This is a genomic window from Comamonas odontotermitis (assembly GCF_040396735.1).
GTDB classification, from domain to species: Bacteria; Pseudomonadota; Gammaproteobacteria; order Burkholderiales; family Burkholderiaceae_C; genus Comamonas; species Comamonas odontotermitis_C.
Genome location: NZ_JBEBNZ010000046.1, coordinates 1 through 16,153 on the forward strand (window position 1 = coordinate 1; position 16,153 = coordinate 16,153).

Sequence of the window (16,153 nt, forward strand, 5' to 3'; positions counted from 1 at the left end):
GCAGCTTCGCAAGGCGTTGTGCTGTCGATGAAGCGTATTGTATAGGAGTTTCCCCGAATCGTTTGCAAGATTGCAAAATTTCTTAAAAGACTCCTTCAAGCTCCCGCAATCAGATCTTCCACTTCTCCATCAGCTTTTCCGGACGAAGCGTGTCATATCCTTCAAAAGGCTGATGAATCCAAGGATTGGTTGACAGGAACTCCACAGAGTAGTCGGGAGTGAATGTCGAGACTCCTTTGGTCCAGATCACAGCGCTGCGCAGTTCCGTGATCGGCTTGTAGTTGGTCTTGAGCATGTTGATCACTGCATTCAAGGTGTGACCGGAATCGGCCAGGTCATCTACCAGCAGCACACGGCCGGCGATTTCACCCTTGGGGGTAGTGATGAAGCGAGCGATGTCCAGGTGTCCTTGCATCGTACCGGCTTCTGCGCGGTAGGAGCTGGTGGACATGATGGCAAGCGGCTTGTCGAAAATGCGGCTCAGGATATCGCCTGGACGCATACCACCCCGCGCCAGGCACAGGATCGTATCGAATTCCCAGCCGGACTGGTGGATCTTGATGGCCAGTTTTTCAATCAGGCCATGGTATTCGTCATAGCTGACATACAGGTGCTTGCCGTCTTCAGTAAGCATGGTTTTCCTCGTTCGATATAGCGTTAAGCAATCAGGCTTGGTAAGGGTTATGCATCAGGATGGTGTGATCGCGGTCAGGGCTGGTCGACACCATGGCGATCGGCACACCGGTCACCTCTGCAATACGGTCCAAATAGCGGCGCGCATTGACAGGCAGTTTTTCATATTCAGTCACACCTACGGTGGATTCGGTCCATCCGGGGATGGATTCATAGATGGGCTTGCATCGCTCGATATCGTCCGCACCCAAAGGCAGCAAATCGATCTTTTCGCCATCCAGCTCGTAACCCACGCACAGTTGCAGCTCTTCAATGCCATCGAGCACGTCCAGCTTTGTAATGCAAAGACCCGACAGTCCATTGATCTGAGCCGAGCGTTTGAGCAGTGCCGCATCGAACCAACCGCAGCGGCGCGAACGGCCAGTGGTTACACCCTTCTCGGCGCCCACGGTACTCATGATCCAACCGGGCGTACCCTCCTTCTCCCAATCCAGCTCAGTCGGGAAAGGACCGCCACCAACACGAGTGCAGTAGGCCTTGGTGATGCCCAGAATGTAGTGGAGCATGCCTGGACCCACACCTGCGCCTGCAGCCGCATTACCGGCCACGCAGTTGGACGACGTGACATAGGGGTAGGTGCCATGGTCCACGTCCAAGAGCGTACCTTGCGCACCTTCAAATAGCAGATTGCCACCAGCGGCATGCGCGTCATTGAGTTCGCGCGATACGTCCGCAATCATGGGCTTGAGCAGTTCGGCATGGCGCATGGCCTCGCTGTATACAGCGTCGAACTGCACCTGGCCATCCTTCATGTATGGAGCCAGGCCGGCGCCGAAGTCGAAGTTCTTGGAACCCAGCACATTCACCAGGATATGGTTGTGCAGGTTCAGCAACTCGCGCAGCTTGGTGGCGAATCGCTCAGGATGCTTCAGATCCTGCACACGCAGCGCACGGCGGGCAATCTTGTCTTCGTAGGCGGGGCCGATACCTTTGCCGGTTGTACCGATCTTCTGCACGCCACCTTGCTCACGCGCCGCTTCGCGGGCGACATCCAGCGCCTGATGGAAAGGCAGGATCAATGGGCAGGCTTCGGACACGCGCAGCCGGTCGCGCACCTGCACGCCGGCCTTTTCCAGGCCTTCGATTTCCTCGAACAGCTTGCCCACGGAGAGCACCACGCCGTTGCCGATGTAGCACTTCACGCCAGGGCGCATGATGCCGCTGGGGATCAGGTGCAATGCAGTCTTCACACCATTGATCACCAAAGTGTGGCCGGCATTGTGGCCGCCTTGGAAGCGCACCACGCCTTGGGCGCTTTCAGTCAGCCAGTCGACCAGCTTACCCTTGCCTTCATCACCCCATTGAGTGCCAACCACAACAACGTTGCGACCTTTGGAAACAGTCATTTCTTTTCCCATCCAAGAACAAAATACAGTTAAATGCTACGCACAACCCACTGGCCGTTGACTTCTGCCAGTTCGCGGTCGCAATCGAATTCGTCGATTTCATCATCGTGCCCAGGCAGTGCGCAAACAACGGTCTCGCCCGCTTGCCGCAAACGCTGGATTACCTGACGCATGTCTTCCCGGTCCACCCAGGGTGCCCGAATGGCAGCCTTGAGCGGGCGCGGCTGTACCACGGGCACGAGCTGCTTGATGTCAAGACTGAAACCGACCGCCGGACGGCTACGCCCGAACGCGGCTCCCACTTCGTCGTATCTGCCGCCACGCACCAGCGCATCCGTCACGCCTTGTGCATAGATGGCAAAGCGCATGCCACTGTAGTAGGAGTAACCACGCAAATCCGCCAGATCAAAGGTAATGGAAGGGCTGTCCACGCGTCCAGCCAATTGGCGCAATTCGACCAGGATGGGCGATATGCCGGGAATTGCAGCGAGCGCCTTTTCGGCTTCGTCCAGCACAGCCACATCGCCATACAGATTCAACAACGCACGCAGTCCCTCGCGTTGCGCCTGCGGAAAATCCTTGGTCAGCAACGCAAGCTCCGATGCATCCTTCACCGCCAAAGCGGCATGCACACGGCGTAAGGCAGGCAAATCCACGAGCAAGCCTGCCAACAGGCGCTGCACGATACGGACATCTGCCAGATCTACTGAAAAATCATGCAGTTGCGCAACACGCAGTGATTCGGTTGCCAAGGTGATGATTTCCACATCGGCCTCAACGCCAGCGTGGCCGTAGATTTCCGCTCCAAATTGCAGCTGCTCGCGAGTTGCATGAGGGCGATCAGGCTTGGCATGCAAGACCGGGCCGCAATAGCACAGGCGCGTCACGCCCTTGCGATTGAGCAGATGCGCGTCGATGCGTGCCACCTGCTGGGTGGTGTCGGGACGAATGCCCAGGGTACGGCCAGACAGCTGATCCACCAGCTTGAAGGTCAACAGATCCAACGCCTCACCAGAGCCGGAAAGCAGAGAATCCAGATGCTCCAGCAGCGGCGGCATCACCAATTCATAGCCGTAGCCACAGGCTGCATCAAGCAAGCCGCGACGAAGCTCTTCGATGTGCCGTGCTTCGGACGGCAGCACATCGGCAATGTGATCCGGAAGGATCCAAGCAGACATGGGAAATTGGAGGGGCTGTTAAAAACGCAATTCTACAGGGATGCATAAAGGCATAAGCAATAACCTGCCCGAACCACTGCGCCATTGATGCATTTGTGCAAGCAGCGCCAGCCTGCGATGCTATAAGGAGCGCAAAACAAGACGCCGCACGGCAATTGCCGTGCGGCGTTTCGGTTTTGATAGCAATCAGCGTTTACTGCTTGGCTGTTGGCGAGCGATAGCTTTTAAAGAAGTCGGAAGATGATGGATCCACCACAATGACATCCGATTTCTTGTTGAAGCTGGACTTGTAGGCCTCGAGGCTGCGGTAGAACTGCGCAAACTGCGGATCCTTGCCAAAGGCTTCGGCATAGACTTTGGCCGCTTCCGCATCGCCCTGCCCCTTGAGTGCCTGCGCATCGCGGTAGGCATTGGCAATCGTCACTTCGCGCTGGCGGTCCGCATCGGCGCGGATCTTTTCCCCGACTGCACCACCAGTCGAGCGCAATTCGTTGGCCACGCGCTTGCGCTCGGCTTCCATGCGGCTGTAGACGGACTCGGTGATCGCTTCAACGTAGTCGACACGCGTGATGCGCACGTCGACAATGTCAATACCCCAAGGCTTGCTGCCCTTGACCGCTTCCAGCACTTCCCGCTTGACGTCAGCCATGGTCTGCTCGCGCTTGGTCGAGATCAACTCCTGAACCGTGCGACGATTGACCTCTTCCTGGAAGGCATTGCGCACCACCCGGTTGAGCTGCATGGCACCCGCTCCTTCGCTGGTGCCTACATTGCGGATGTATTCCGATGGCTCAGTGATGCGCCAGCGCACGTACCAGTCGATTACCACGCGCTGCTTTTCGGCAGTCAGCATGGATTCGGTATCGGTACTGTCCAAAGTCAGCAGGCGCTTGTCCAGATAGGTCACGTTCTGCAGCGGCGGAGGCAGCTTGAAGTTGAGCCCGGGCTCGGTGATCACTTCCTTGATCTGCCCCATGGCGTACTTGATGCCAAATTGGCGCTGGTCGACCACAAACACGGTGGAACTGAGCAACGCCAGGACCACCAAAACGGTTGAAGCAAAAAATCCCATTCGATTCACAACTCACTCCTAGCGCGACTCGCGGTCACGGGTTCGGCTGGTGTCACGGGCGCGCGCGTCCGGAACAGACGGCGCGGCCACCGGCGTATTGTTGGCAGGAGCGGCCGATGGGGCTGCAGCCTCGCTACCGGATGCATTGGCGCCGGCCCCCTGGGTTTGCTGCATGATCTTGTCGAGCGGCAAATACAGCAGGTTGGATCCCTGCTTGGAATCCACCACCACCTTGGTCACATTGCTGTAGACATGCTGCATCGTTTCCAGGTACAGACGATCGCGCGTCACTGCCGGAGCCTTCTGGTACTCGGTGTAAATCGACGAGAAGCGCTGCGCATCACCCTGCGCCTGTGCAACGATGCGCTCCTTATAGGCCGATGCTTCCTCCATCAGACGCGATGCGGTCCCCTTGGCACGCGGCACCACATCGTTGGCATAGGCTTCAGCCTGGTTCTTGGTACGCTCGCGCTCCTGCGCGGCCTTGAGCACGTCGTCAAATGCCGCCTGCACTTGCTCGGGCGGACGCACGCCACCTTGCTGCAGATTGACACCAACTACCTCGACACCGATCTTGTAGCGATCCAGAATGGTCTGCATCAACTCGCGCACACGCGGCGCGATCTGGTCGCGCTCATCGGCGAGCGCAGCGTCCATCTTCATCTTGCCGACCACTTCACGCACCGCAGTTTCTGCCACCTGAATGACGGAATCTGCCGGGTTCTTGCTTTCAAACAGCCAGGCGCGCGCATCGTTCAGGCGGTACTGGACCGCGAACTTGATTTCAACGATGTTCTCGTCTTCCGTCAGCATGGCTGACTCGCGCAGACCGGTGCTCTTGACAATGCTGTCGCGCCCGACGTCTGCAGATTTGATCTGAGACACGTAGACCAGTTCATGCCGCTGAATCGGATACGGCAAGCGCCAGTTGATACCGGCATTCACGGTCTTGTGGAATTTGCCAAACTGGGTGATGACCGCCTGCTGGCCTTCCTGCACGATGAAAAAACCCGTGCCCATCCAGATCAGCACGGCAACACCTGCAATCAGGCCAATACCAACGCCCGCGCCCTTGAACTCAGGCTGTGGGCCGCCTGCATTGCGACCGCCTCCGCCATTGCCCTTGCCACCGAACAAACCGCCCAGCTTTCTGTTCAGGTCCTGCCAAAGCTCGTCCAGATCAGGTGCTCCGCCATTGCCTGGCCGCTGCGACGGACGATTGTTGTTTTCGGGTGGCGTATAAGGCGGGCGGGCCGGCGGCGGCGGTTCCTGACTGCCATTGCCGCCTGCGCCATTGCCATCGTCTCCGCGCCCCCAGCGCGGGTCGTTCAGATTGAACATTCCGCGTATGCCTTGCGGTAGCAAGGCCAGGCGCGGAAAGCGTGAATGAAATTTCATTAGCGATGTCTCTATGATTCAGCGTTACAAAGCGCTTGCAGACAGCCATTGTGGCAGTCTAGTGGGCATTTCCCAATAATTCGTCATCAGCGTCTGGGGCTATCTCAACAGCCTCAGCCTTTTCCAAGGCAGCCGAATGCGCAAGCACCGCCTCGGCCAGGTGTCCGCGGATAGCATCCAGACCCATTCCTTTAGCGGCGCTGACGAAGAAACGAGGAACCTGCACACCGTCCAGTTCATAGCTGTCGGCAAGCACTGCTGGCCGCTGGGCTGGATCCATTGCATCCAGTTTATTGAAGATCAATACCTGCGGCACATCGTCTGCACCAATTTCCCGAAGAACCTTTTGGACTTGTTGTATTTGTTCCGGATGGGCAGGATTCGAGGCATCGACCACATGCAGCAGCAGATCTGCATCGACTGCTTCCTGCAGCGTTGCCTCAAAAGCATTGACCAGGCCATGCGGCAGGTCACGAATAAAGCCAACGGTATCCGAGATCGACACCGATTTCTGGGCCGATTCCAGATACATCTGGCGTGTGGTGGTATCCAATGTGGCAAACAGCTGGTCCGCTGCATAGGCCCGCGCCTTGACCACCGCATTGAAGAAGGTGGACTTGCCCGCATTGGTATAGCCAACCAGCGAAACATTGAATGTGTCGTTGCGCTCACGTTGGCGCCGCTGCGTCGCACGCTGCTTCTTGACCTTGCTCAAGCGCTCTTTGGTGCGCTTGATTGCGTCATTGATCATGCGGCGATCCAGCTCGATCTGCGTTTCACCAGGACCGCCGCGCGTGCCAATGCCACCGCGCTGACGCTCCAGGTGAGACCACCGGCGCACCAGCCGTGTGCTGAGGTACTGCAGTTTGGCCAGCTCCACCTGCAGCTTGCCTTCATGGCTGCGTGCTCGCTGGGCAAAGATCTCGAGAATCAGCAAGGTGCGGTCATTGACCGGCATCTGCAGGCTGCGCTCCAGATTGCGCTGTTGCGCGGGGCTCAGCGCCTGGTCGAACAGCACTTCCTTGGCGCCATAGGTCTGTGCCACCATGCGAATTTCGTCGGCCTTGCCACTGCCAACAAACAAGGCCGCATCAGGCACCTTGCGCTTGCAGGTGAGGCGCGCCACGGGGTCGAGCCCTGCGGTTTGCGCGAGCAGACCCAGCTCTTCCAGCTCGGAATCGAAGTGCGGAAAACCAAAATCCACCCCGACCAGCATGACCGGGGTGGATTTCTTGTCGTGATTTATTTGATGATTACTCAATGATGTAGAGCTCTTGCCCGTGCCGAACACAGGCGTATTGCTATCAAAATCGTTAGGCTGCAGCGTCGCTGTCTTGCGACTCGGACGCGGAGAAATTGACAGCGCGACCGGGAACAATGGTGGAGATGGCGTGCTTGTACACCATCTGGGTCACCGTGTTGCGCAGCAGCACAACGTACTGGTCAAAAGATTCGATCTGGCCTTGAAGCTTGATACCGTTGACCAAATAGATGGAAACGGGAACATGCTCGCGGCGCAGAGCGTTGAGGAAGGGATCTTGCAGAAGTTGGCCTTTGTTGCTCACGATATTCTCCGTGTTCAGACAATGTTGTTGTAAAACGCCACCTTACCACAGTGGCGACGTAACTGATTGATAAAAGGCTTTTTTCGTGCAATGGACCGGATAAGCCCGCCCCATCTCACTTTTTCGCTATCAATCTTTATCAGCGTATGGGTTATGTGAGGTCTTGAATTCAATCCGCAAGGGGGTGCCCACCAAATTAAATTCCTTGCGGAAACGACCTTCCAGAAAACGCTTGTAGGCATCGGTCACATGCTCCAGCGAATTGCCGTGGATCACGATCACCGGTGGATTCATGCCGCCCTGGTGCGCATAACGCAGCTTGGGACGATAAGGCCCCACTTTCTTGGGCGTCTGAAACTGCACCGACTCCAGCAGCAGGCGCGTGAGCACAGGCGTTGGCATCTTGCAGGTAGCAGCCTTGTGCGCCTGGATCATCGAAGTCCACAACGGCCCCAGGCCCTGGCGCTTTTTGGCCGAAATGAAGTGCATGGGAGCAAACTTCATGAACGACAGACGCATCTCGATCGAGCGCTCGAGCATCTGGCGCCCATAGTCATCCAGGGCATCCCACTTGTTGATGGCAAGCACCACCGCACGACCACTCTCCAGGATATACCCGGCAATGTGCGCATCCTGATCCGTGACACCTTGCGTGGCATCCAGCAACAGCAGCACCACATTGGCGCCTTCAATGGCCTGCAAGGTCTTGACGACGGAGAACTTCTCGATGGCCTCGAACACCTTGCCCTTGCGGCGCAGGCCGGCGGTGTCGATCAGCTCGAACTGCTGTCCATTCTTCTCGAAGGGTACCGAGATGGCATCACGCGTCGTGCCAGCCATGTCAAAGGCGACCAGCCGCTCTTCACCCAACCATGTGTTGATCAAGGTCGACTTGCCCACATTGGGGCGGCCAGCAACCGCCAACCGAATGGGCTGGGGGCCGTCCGCATCGCCCGCGTCTTCTTCCTCGTCGGGCCACTGTACCTTGTCGAGTGCCATGTCGACCAGGCTGCGAATGCCCTGTCCGTGCGCTGCAGAGACGGGATAGACTTCACCGAGCCCCAGCTCATAGAACTCGGACAGTTGGGAGCCATCCTTCATGCCTTCGGCCTTGTTGCCCACCAACATGGCGGGCTTGCCCAGGCGACGCAGGTAACCTGCAATTTCGTGGTCCTGCGCAGACAGCCCCATACGCACGTCCACCACAAACACCACCACATCCGCCTCGGCCACAGCCTGGCGGGTCTGTTTGGCCATCTCCTTGAAGATGCCACTCGACGCATCGGGCTCAAAGCCACCCGTATCGATCACGATATATTCGCGCTTGCCCTGCCGGCCCTGGCCATAGTGGCGATCACGGGTCAACCCGGCGAAGTCGGCCACGATGGCGTCGCGCGACTTCGTCATGCGGTTGAACAAGGTGGATTTGCCCACATTGGGGCGACCCACCAAAGCAATAACTGGCTTCATTCCTGACTACTTTTTCTTTTTCTCTCAATCGGGCTGAAAACCGTACACCGCACCGTCGTTGGTCTGCACCACCATGGTGTTCCCTGCAATGACCGGCGCGACAGAGATGCCCGAGTTGTTGGTTGCAAAACGGTTCAGCGGAGAACCATCCTTTTTGGACAGCATGTGCACCACGCCATTGCCGTCACCAAAGATCACCGAGCGGCCCAGCACCAGCGGCTGGCTCAGCTTGCGGTACTTGAGGCGGCTGCTTGTCCAGGCCACACTGCCACCATCACGGGCCCAGGCGGTAATGACACCATTGCCATCGGCACCCGCCACCACATCTTCATCGCCCGAGATTCCATTGAGGCCTTCGGCACGCACGGTCCAGCGCAGTTGCGCGGCATCGGCATCGATGCAGCCCACGGCCATCTGGTAGGCTCGGGTACACAGCACCGGGCCCACGCGCGATACGCCGCCCACCAGCTCCACGAGCCGTTCCACATCATTGGTGCCACGGGGGCTGGCGATGGGAACCTCCCAGCGCAGTGAACCGTTGTTGGGATCAATCCCCACAAAACGTCCCGACACGCCCGTGACCAGGGTGTCCTTGTAAGCCATCAGCACGCCACTTTGGCGCAGTACCAGCGATTCACCAGTTTTTGACTGGCTCCACAGTGGGTTGCCGGTTGCTGCGTCATAGGCACTGACGGAGCGATCCGCACTTTGCACGAAGACACGGGCGCCCGCCACCAGCGGCGCCGTATAGGCGCGGTTGCTCAGGCGCTTGCGCCATTGCTCCTTGCCCTGCGACAGCACCACCAGATCACCACCTTCGGTGACCACCGCAGCCCATTTGCCGTCGCTGCCAACACCTGCTGAAAGCTTTTGTCCCACGTTGGCACGCCACAGTTCGGCGCCGGTATCTGCATTCACCGCCACCAACTGGCCATCGGCAGACGCCATGGTCACCACATTGCCGCTCACATTCATGACCAGGGTCGGGTTGGCCTTGCCGATGCGCTGCGTCCAGGTCTGCTTGACACCGATCAATGCCACATTGGGCTCCAGTTCGACAGGCTTGCGCTTGTCGGACGAGAAAAGCGAACAGCCCGCCACAGCCAGAGCCACAGCGGATACGGTCAAGACCTTCACTGCAACAGCTGCTGCAGCAAATGATGGTAGTGCTTGGTGTTTCATGCTCATGCGCACAGCCTCTCGCTATCGATTACTTCACATCCTCGCCCAGCGCATTGAGCTTGACGGAAATGACATTGCGGTATTCCACACCAGGAGCGGTCTTCTGATAAGCCGTACGGTATGCCTCGATTGCCTTGGCCTTGTCGCCCTTGGCGAGATAGATATCGCCCTGGTGGTCCGCCACCACGGCGTCAAACTCCGTCGGCATCTTGGCATCCAATTGCTTGAGCGCTTCGTCGTAAGACTGGCTGCCCAGCAGCACTGCCGCAAGGCGAATGCGCGCCGTGGCCTTCAAGCCTTCGTCCGATGCATTGTCAGCCACCCAGGTGAGCGCAGCCTTGGCGTCATCCATCTGGCCCTTGTCACTGGCGGCCTTGGCCACCAGCAAGCCAGCATGGGCTGCCTGCAAGGTACTGCCGTAGTTGCTGCGCAGGTCGCCAAAGGCCTGGTCAATACGCGTCTTGTCACCGGAATTGACTGCGGCTTCCACCGCAGAGCCCAGTGCACTGGCTTGCTGGCCTTGGCGATTCTGCCAGTATTGGTAGCCATTCCAGGCGGCGAATCCGCCCAGCACGATAACCAGCACCGTGGTGATCAGCGTGCCCCACTTGTTCCAAAAATGCTTGATCTGATCAAGCTGTTCCTGTTCTTCCAAGTCCAGATGCGTTGCCATAGTTGTTCTAGTTCAGGGTTGCGAAAATTGTTTTTGAATGAAAACGGCCTCAGGCGCGTAACAGTGGCGCCCAATCAGCTACGCTTTCAATAGCATATTCTGCCTGTGCACCTGCGCCATCGCGCAATTGTTTGACGGTGATCATGCCGCGCTGCATCTCATCGCCGCCAAAAATCAGCGCGCAAAGCGCGCCACTGGCATCTGCCTTCTTGAACTGCGACTTCATGCTGCCCATGCCCTCTGCCGTGGCCGCGCCGTGCATCTGCACACGGATGCCTGCGCCGCGCAAGGCTTGCACCACACGCATGGCCTGTGGCAGAAGCGATGCGTCCGGCAGGATAGCGTAGGCGTCAATAGACGGGCGCTGCCACTGGATATTCAGCTCCTTGATCAGTTCGAGCACACGTTCGATCCCCATGCCCCAACCCACGGCCGGAGCAGGCTTGCCGCCGATCTCTTCAATCAGGTAATCGTAGCGGCCGCCGCCACAGATGGTGCCTTGCGAGCCGAGCTTGTCGGTGATGAATTCGAACACCGTGAGGTTGTAGTAATCCATACCCCGCACCAGGCGCGGATTGACTGACCAGACAACACCATTGGCATCCAGAATGTCCTGCACGGTCTTGAGGTGTGCCTTGGAAGCATCGCCCAGGAAGTCGAGCAGCTGAGGCGCCGCATTGACCATCGCCTGCATTGCCGGGTTCTTGGTATCGAGCACCCGCAGCGGATTGCTGTGCATGCGGCGCTTGGCCTCTTCGTCCATCACGTCCGTGTGCTGCTCGAAGTAGGCAATCAGCGCGTCGCGGTGCGCCTTGCGCTCCGCAGGTTGCCCCAGGCTGTTGAGCTCCAGGCGCACGCCGTCAATGCCCAATTCCTTCCACAGCTGGTGCGCCAGCAAAATCACTTCCGCATCCAGCTCGGGGCCGGCAAAACCCAGCGCCTCGACTCCGACCTGGTGGAACTGGCGGTACCGGCCACGCTGCGGGCGCTCGTGGCGAAACATCTGGCCGATGTAGAACAGGCGCTTGCCGCCGTCATACAACAGGTTGTTTTCCACCACGGAACGCACCACGCCGGCCGTACCTTCGGGGCGCAGGGTCAGATGCTCGCCATTGAGCTTGTCTTCAAAGGAATACATCTCCTTCTCGACGATGTCGGTCACCTCGCCCAGGCCACGCACGAACAGCGCGGTCGGCTCAACGATGGGGGTGCGGATGTTGCGGTAGGCGAAGCGGCCCATCAGATCGCGCACCTTGGACTCAAACCATTCCCACATGGCCGAATCAGGCGGCAGGATATCGTTCATGCCTTTGATGGCAACCAGCTTTTCATTCTTGCCCATGGGCTTTCAATCTCTATAGTCAAAACAAGCATCGGCGCACACCTAACATGCGCCGATAGCTATCAATTTTATATCTTGGCAGTGCCGTAGCGGCGCTCCACATAGGCCTGCACGATGTCGTGAAACTCCTGTGCGATGCGGTCACCGCGCAAGGTCATGGCCTTTTCACCATCGATGAATACCGGCGCTGCAGGCGACTCGCCCGTGCCCGGCAGGCTGATGCCGATGTCCGCATGCTTGCTTTCGCCAGGGCCATTGACAATGCAACCCATGACCGCCACCTTCATCTTTTCAACACCGGGGTATTTGACGCGCCAGACAGGCATCTGCGAGCGCAGGTGCTCGTCGATATCCTTGGCCAGTTCCTGGAAGGTGGTGCTGGTGGTGCGGCCACAACCCGGGCAGGCAGTGACACTGGGCACAAAACTACGCATGCCCAGGGCCTGCAGAATTTCGCTGGCAACCACAACTTCCTGCGTGCGCGCCTCACTCGGCTGGGGCGTGAGCGAGACGCGAATGGTGTCGCCAATCCCCTCCTGCAGCAGAATCGACAGCGCAGCGGCAGACGCTACCGTGCCCTTGGTGCCCATGCCGGCTTCGGTCAGACCCAGGTGCAAGGCGTAATCGCAACGTGCAGACAGGCCGCGGTACACCGCGATCAGATCCTGCACACCGCTCACCTTGCAAGAGAGGATGATCTGATTGCCATCCAGTCCCATCTGCTCAGCGCGCTGGGCTGACGAGATGGCGGAGGTGATCAAGGCCTCATACATCACCTGACGCCCATCCCAAGGTGCAGAGCGGCGGCTGTTCTCATCCATCAACTCGGCCAGCAACTCCTGGTCGAGGCTGCCCCAGTTGACGCCGATGCGCACCGCCTTGTCGTACTGGATGGCGGCCTCGATCATCTGGCCGAACTGCTTGTCCTTCTTGTCGCCTTTACCGACATTGCCGGGGTTGATGCGGTATTTGGACAGCGCCTTCGCGCAATCGGGAAACTCTGTGAGCAGCCGGTGGCCGTTGTAATGAAAGTCACCCACGAGCGGCACATTCTCGCCCATGCGATCGAGTTGCTCGCGAATATAGGGCACAGCCGCAGCCGCCTCCGGCGTGTTGACAGTAATGCGCACCATCTCGGAGCCCGCCTGGGCCAATTCCTTGACCTGGATCGCAGTCTCGACGGCATCTACCGTGTCGGTATTGGTCATCGACTGGATACGCACCGGCGCATCACCTCCGACAGTCACGATACGGTCACCCCACACCACGCGGGCCTGACGGCTTTTGCGACCGGCAGGCGCCACCAATGGCACGGGAGACAGCTTGTTGTCTTCTTGCACTTAATTCACCTCGAAACGGGCCGTGCTGCCCTTGGTCACTTTTTTCAGATCAAAAGCAGCCCCACGCAATTGCAGCTCGGCACCGAGGGCATTGCCCACCACCACCTTGAGCGGTGGCTGGGCCGTGATGCCCTGCTCGCTTCCAGCCTTGAGGGTCTTTTCAAACACCACCTTGCCATCTGCTGACTTGACCTGAATCCAGCTGTCTTGCGACACCTTGAATTGCAGAATGGGAACCTCAACCGCAGGAGCCACAGGTTCTGCAGCCGGCGGCGATACGGCCGGGCCAGTCGCCGCCACCGCACTTGCATTGGGCATGCCCGGTGATCCATTGGCTACCGCATCACCACCTTCGGCGCTAGCACCCAGGGTTACCGAATCATTGGCACCAGCCTCACCTGCAATGGTATTGGCGCGACGAGGCGCCTCCGGCTTGGAAGCCACCTGCTTTTTATACTGCTCTGCCAGTTGCGGGTAAAACAACACTCCTGCCGTCGCCACCACCAGCAGCAGCACCACTGCCATCCAGGGAAACGGCTTGCTCGATGAGAAATCACTGCTTTTGGCGGGTACTGCACCCCCCGAAACCTTGGTGTTGATCCCCTCGCTCACCTTGCGCAAGTCCTGCCCTGGCGCCCTTGGCAGCAGTGCCAGGACTGGCGCTGCATCCAGCTTGAGCGCACGGCACACCGCGGATGCCAATGCACGGGTGAACACCACATCTGGAAATGCGCTCCAGTCATTGGCTTCCAGCGCCTCCAGCTTGCCAACCGTCACCTTCAGATTGGCCGCCAGCGCAGGCAGACGCAAGCCTGCTTGCTCACGCGCCTCGCGTAGCATGCCGCCGGCGGTCAGACCGTCCTCATTTCCACTTGACTGGAGAGCCGCAGCATTTTCCGTGCCCTGCTCCTGCACATCAGACTCGATCAAAGCACGCCTCCATTGGCCACACGAGCCCATTCCTTGGAATCCGGGAAACGCTTTTGCAACTGATTGGCCAATTGGCGTGCTGCAGTGCGGTCTCCCAGTGCCTGTTCGATCTGGATACCCAGGAAGAGCGACTCCGAGTTGGCAAGCTCTCCATTGTTGAGTCGCCGGATATAGAACTGCGCCCGCTTGTCATCGCCACGCTGGCGCATCAGCTTGGCTAGGTTATAGGAAACAATGGGGTTGCCTGCGTCGTATTCGTAGGCCTTGATCAGGGTAGCTTCGGCTTCGGCCATTTTTCCCGCAGCTTCATAGCACAAGCCCTGCGCCATCAAGGTTCGGGACTGCTGATAGTACTGGCGCTGCGCCAATGCCTGATTGAAATAGCGGTCGGCAGCCTCAAACTTCTTTTCCTGGCACAGCAACCATCCATGGTTGTGCATGATGTTCGCATCGCCCGGCTTGAGGGATTGCGCCTTGGTAAAGCTCTCGGCGGCAATATCGGGATCGCCCAACTGCATATAGATCAGACCGCGCATGTTGTAGGCATCGCCACTGGACGGATCAAGCGCCAGCACCTGTTTGATCTCATCCAGCGCAATGGTGGGCTTGCCAGTCTGGAAGTAATTGGCCGCCAGTTCCATGCGGATGCGAGCACGGCGCTGCACCTCGGTTTCGTCCGACTGGGTAACGATGGCGGCATCTTCGCGTGCGGCGGTATTGGTTGCGCAGCCCATCAGCCCATTGCCCAAGGCCAGCCCAAGGAAAGCTGCACCGATCAGACGGGGGAATCTTCGTTGTCCCAACCTCAAGGTCTCTGCCATGCACACCCTCCCATTCAATTTTTACCGTCTACAAAGCCTGTGTCAGCGGAATCACCCGATTCTTGGCCATGCGCTCCGCTGCTCGCGTTCGGTCCTTCACATCACCAGCCAGCTGTCCGCAGGCTGCGTCAATGTCGTCGCCACGGGTTTTTCGCACCGTCGTCACCACACCGGCATCCAGCAGTTGCTTGGCAAACTCCGAAACCCGGGCAGCGGGGGATCGTAGCAGACCCGACGCGGGGAACGGATTGAAAGGTATCAAATTAAATTTGCACCATGCACCGCCAGCGCCTGCAAATTCACGCACCAGCGCTATCAATTCCTGTGCATGTTCAGGCTGGTCATTGACACCGTCGAGCATGCAGTACTCAAAGGTGATGAAGTCGCGCGGCGCAAACTCCAGATAGCGGCGGCAGGCAGCCATCAGCTCCTTGAGCGGGTATTTCTTATTGAGCGGCACCAATGCATCCCTCAATGGATCATTGGGCGCGTGCAGTGAAACAGCCAGCGCCACCGCACAATCCTGCGACAGGCGGTCCATCATCGGCACCACACCAGAGGTTGACACCGTGACCCGGCGGCGCGACAAGCCATAGCCGTGGTCATCGAGCATGGTGCGCAGCGCCGGCACCAGCGCCGAGTAGTTTTGCAGTGGCTCACCCATGCCCATCATCACCACATTGGAGATGATGCGCTCATCCGTGCCAAAGCGCTTGCGCAGCGCGTGTTCGGCAAACCACAATTGGGCGATGATTTCGCCCGTTGTCAGGTTGCGGCTGAAGCCCTGATGCCCTGTCGAGCAAAAGCGGCATCCCACCGCGCAGCCCGCCTGCGACGATACGCACAGCGTGCCACGGTCATCCTCTGGAATGAATACGGACTCCACTGCGTTGCCATCACCCACGTCAAACAGCCATTTGACGGTTCCATCGGCAGATACATGCTCGGTAATCACCGGCAATGCAGTAATGTGGGTCGCACCCTTCAGTTTCTCGCGCAACGATTTGGCCAGATCGGTCATTTGGTCGAAATCGGACGCTCCGCGCTGGTGAATCCAGCGAAAAAGCTGAGTGGCCCGGAAGCGTTTTTCTCCCAGCCCTTCGCAAAAGGCGGTCAAACCAGCCAAATCAAAATCAAGCAAAT

At 58.5% G+C, this 16,153-nt stretch carries 15 protein-coding genes; all 15 read right to left on the reverse strand.

Features of this window, described 5'->3' with window-relative positions:
• Positions 1-109: 109 nt before the first annotated feature.
• The 15 genes from ACH2DG_RS20055 to rlmN all read right to left on the reverse strand — a co-directional run bounded on the left by ACH2DG_RS20055 (position 110) and on the right by rlmN (position 16,151).
• Complete coding sequence (locus ACH2DG_RS20055) at positions 110-634, reverse strand: phosphoribosyltransferase (RefSeq protein ID WP_224149406.1); 525 nt, start codon at positions 632-634, stop codon at positions 110-112.
• Positions 635-665: 31 nt separating this feature from the next.
• Positions 666-2,039 (reverse strand): adenylosuccinate synthase, encoded by a 1,374-nt coding sequence (locus ACH2DG_RS20060; RefSeq protein WP_395028305.1) that lies wholly within the window; start codon positions 2,037-2,039, stop codon positions 666-668.
• A gap of 29 nt (positions 2,040-2,068) precedes the next feature.
• The gene (locus ACH2DG_RS20065; protein ID WP_395028307.1) at positions 2,069-3,217 is read right to left on the reverse strand and encodes an ATP phosphoribosyltransferase regulatory subunit; all 1,149 of its coding nucleotides are present in this window, start codon (positions 3,215-3,217) and stop codon (positions 2,069-2,071) included.
• Positions 3,218-3,410: 193 nt separating this feature from the next.
• A complete protein-coding gene (gene hflC, locus ACH2DG_RS20070) occupies positions 3,411-4,298 on the reverse strand; it encodes a protease modulator HflC (protein ID WP_184711391.1) in 888 nt (295 codons plus the stop codon).
• A gap of 9 nt (positions 4,299-4,307) precedes the next feature.
• Positions 4,308-5,687: an FtsH protease activity modulator HflK gene (gene hflK / locus ACH2DG_RS20075; protein ID WP_395028308.1), complete on the reverse strand. Its 1,380-nt coding sequence runs from the start codon at positions 5,685-5,687 to the stop codon at positions 4,308-4,310.
• 58 nt (positions 5,688-5,745) lie between these two features.
• On the reverse strand, positions 5,746-6,903 hold the full coding sequence (gene hflX, locus ACH2DG_RS20080; RefSeq protein WP_395028319.1) for a GTPase HflX: 1,158 nt from the start codon (positions 6,901-6,903) through the stop codon (positions 5,746-5,748).
• A 97-nt stretch (positions 6,904-7,000) separates the two neighbouring features.
• On the reverse strand, positions 7,001-7,252 hold the full coding sequence (gene hfq, locus ACH2DG_RS20085; protein ID WP_224149411.1) for an RNA chaperone Hfq: 252 nt from the start codon (positions 7,250-7,252) through the stop codon (positions 7,001-7,003).
• Positions 7,253-7,381: 129 nt separating this feature from the next.
• On the reverse strand, positions 7,382-8,722 hold the full coding sequence (der, locus tag ACH2DG_RS20090; RefSeq protein WP_395028311.1) for a ribosome biogenesis GTPase Der: 1,341 nt from the start codon (positions 8,720-8,722) through the stop codon (positions 7,382-7,384).
• Positions 8,723-8,746: 24 nt separating this feature from the next.
• The gene (gene bamB, locus ACH2DG_RS20095; protein WP_395028320.1) at positions 8,747-9,904 is read right to left on the reverse strand and encodes an outer membrane protein assembly factor BamB; all 1,158 of its coding nucleotides are present in this window, start codon (positions 9,902-9,904) and stop codon (positions 8,747-8,749) included.
• Positions 9,905-9,932: 28 nt separating this feature from the next.
• Positions 9,933-10,577, reverse strand: coding sequence for a YfgM family protein (locus tag ACH2DG_RS20100; protein ID WP_395028312.1), 645 nt, complete (start codon positions 10,575-10,577; stop codon positions 9,933-9,935).
• A 49-nt stretch (positions 10,578-10,626) separates the two neighbouring features.
• Complete coding sequence (hisS, locus tag ACH2DG_RS20105) at positions 10,627-11,919, reverse strand: histidine--tRNA ligase (protein ID WP_395028313.1); 1,293 nt, start codon at positions 11,917-11,919, stop codon at positions 10,627-10,629.
• 68 nt (positions 11,920-11,987) lie between these two features.
• Positions 11,988-13,259: a flavodoxin-dependent (E)-4-hydroxy-3-methylbut-2-enyl-diphosphate synthase gene (gene ispG, locus ACH2DG_RS20110; protein WP_395028314.1), complete on the reverse strand. Its 1,272-nt coding sequence runs from the start codon at positions 13,257-13,259 to the stop codon at positions 11,988-11,990.
• A complete protein-coding gene (locus ACH2DG_RS20115; RefSeq protein ID WP_395028315.1) occupies positions 13,260-14,189 on the reverse strand; it encodes a helix-turn-helix domain-containing protein in 930 nt (309 codons plus the stop codon).
• On the reverse strand, positions 14,186-15,010 hold the full coding sequence (gene pilW / locus ACH2DG_RS20120) for a type IV pilus biogenesis/stability protein PilW (RefSeq protein ID WP_395028316.1): 825 nt from the start codon (positions 15,008-15,010) through the stop codon (positions 14,186-14,188). The genes ACH2DG_RS20115 and pilW overlap by 4 nt, the downstream gene beginning before the upstream one ends.
• Before the next feature lie 28 nt (positions 15,011-15,038).
• Complete coding sequence (rlmN, locus tag ACH2DG_RS20125; protein WP_395028318.1) at positions 15,039-16,151, reverse strand: 23S rRNA (adenine(2503)-C(2))-methyltransferase RlmN; 1,113 nt, start codon at positions 16,149-16,151, stop codon at positions 15,039-15,041.
• Positions 16,152-16,153 lie beyond the last annotated feature (2 nt).

Excerpts from the sequence above, each read along its gene's own strand:
- ACH2DG_RS20055 (WP_224149406.1), bottom strand. The coding sequence starts at position 634 with ATGCTTACTGAAGACGGCAAGCACCTGTATGTCAGCTATGACGAATAC.
- ACH2DG_RS20060 (WP_395028305.1), bottom strand. The coding sequence starts at position 2,039 with ATGACTGTTTCCAAAGGTCGCAACGTTGTTGTGGTTGGCACTCAATGG.
- ACH2DG_RS20065 (WP_395028307.1), bottom strand. The coding sequence starts at position 3,217 with ATGTCTGCTTGGATCCTTCCGGATCACATTGCCGATGTGCTGCCGTCC.
- hflK (WP_395028308.1), bottom strand. The coding sequence starts at position 5,687 with ATGAAATTTCATTCACGCTTTCCGCGCCTGGCCTTGCTACCGCAAGGC.
- hflX (WP_395028319.1), bottom strand. The coding sequence starts at position 6,903 with ATGCTGGTCGGGGTGGATTTTGGTTTTCCGCACTTCGATTCCGAGCTG.
- der (WP_395028311.1), bottom strand. The coding sequence starts at position 8,722 with ATGAAGCCAGTTATTGCTTTGGTGGGTCGCCCCAATGTGGGCAAATCC.
- bamB (WP_395028320.1), bottom strand. The coding sequence starts at position 9,904 with ATGAAACACCAAGCACTACCATCATTTGCTGCAGCAGCTGTTGCAGTG.
- ACH2DG_RS20100 (WP_395028312.1), bottom strand. The coding sequence starts at position 10,577 with ATGGCAACGCATCTGGACTTGGAAGAACAGGAACAGCTTGATCAGATC.
- hisS (WP_395028313.1), bottom strand. The coding sequence starts at position 11,919 with ATGGGCAAGAATGAAAAGCTGGTTGCCATCAAAGGCATGAACGATATC.
- pilW (WP_395028316.1), bottom strand. The coding sequence starts at position 15,010 with ATGGCAGAGACCTTGAGGTTGGGACAACGAAGATTCCCCCGTCTGATC.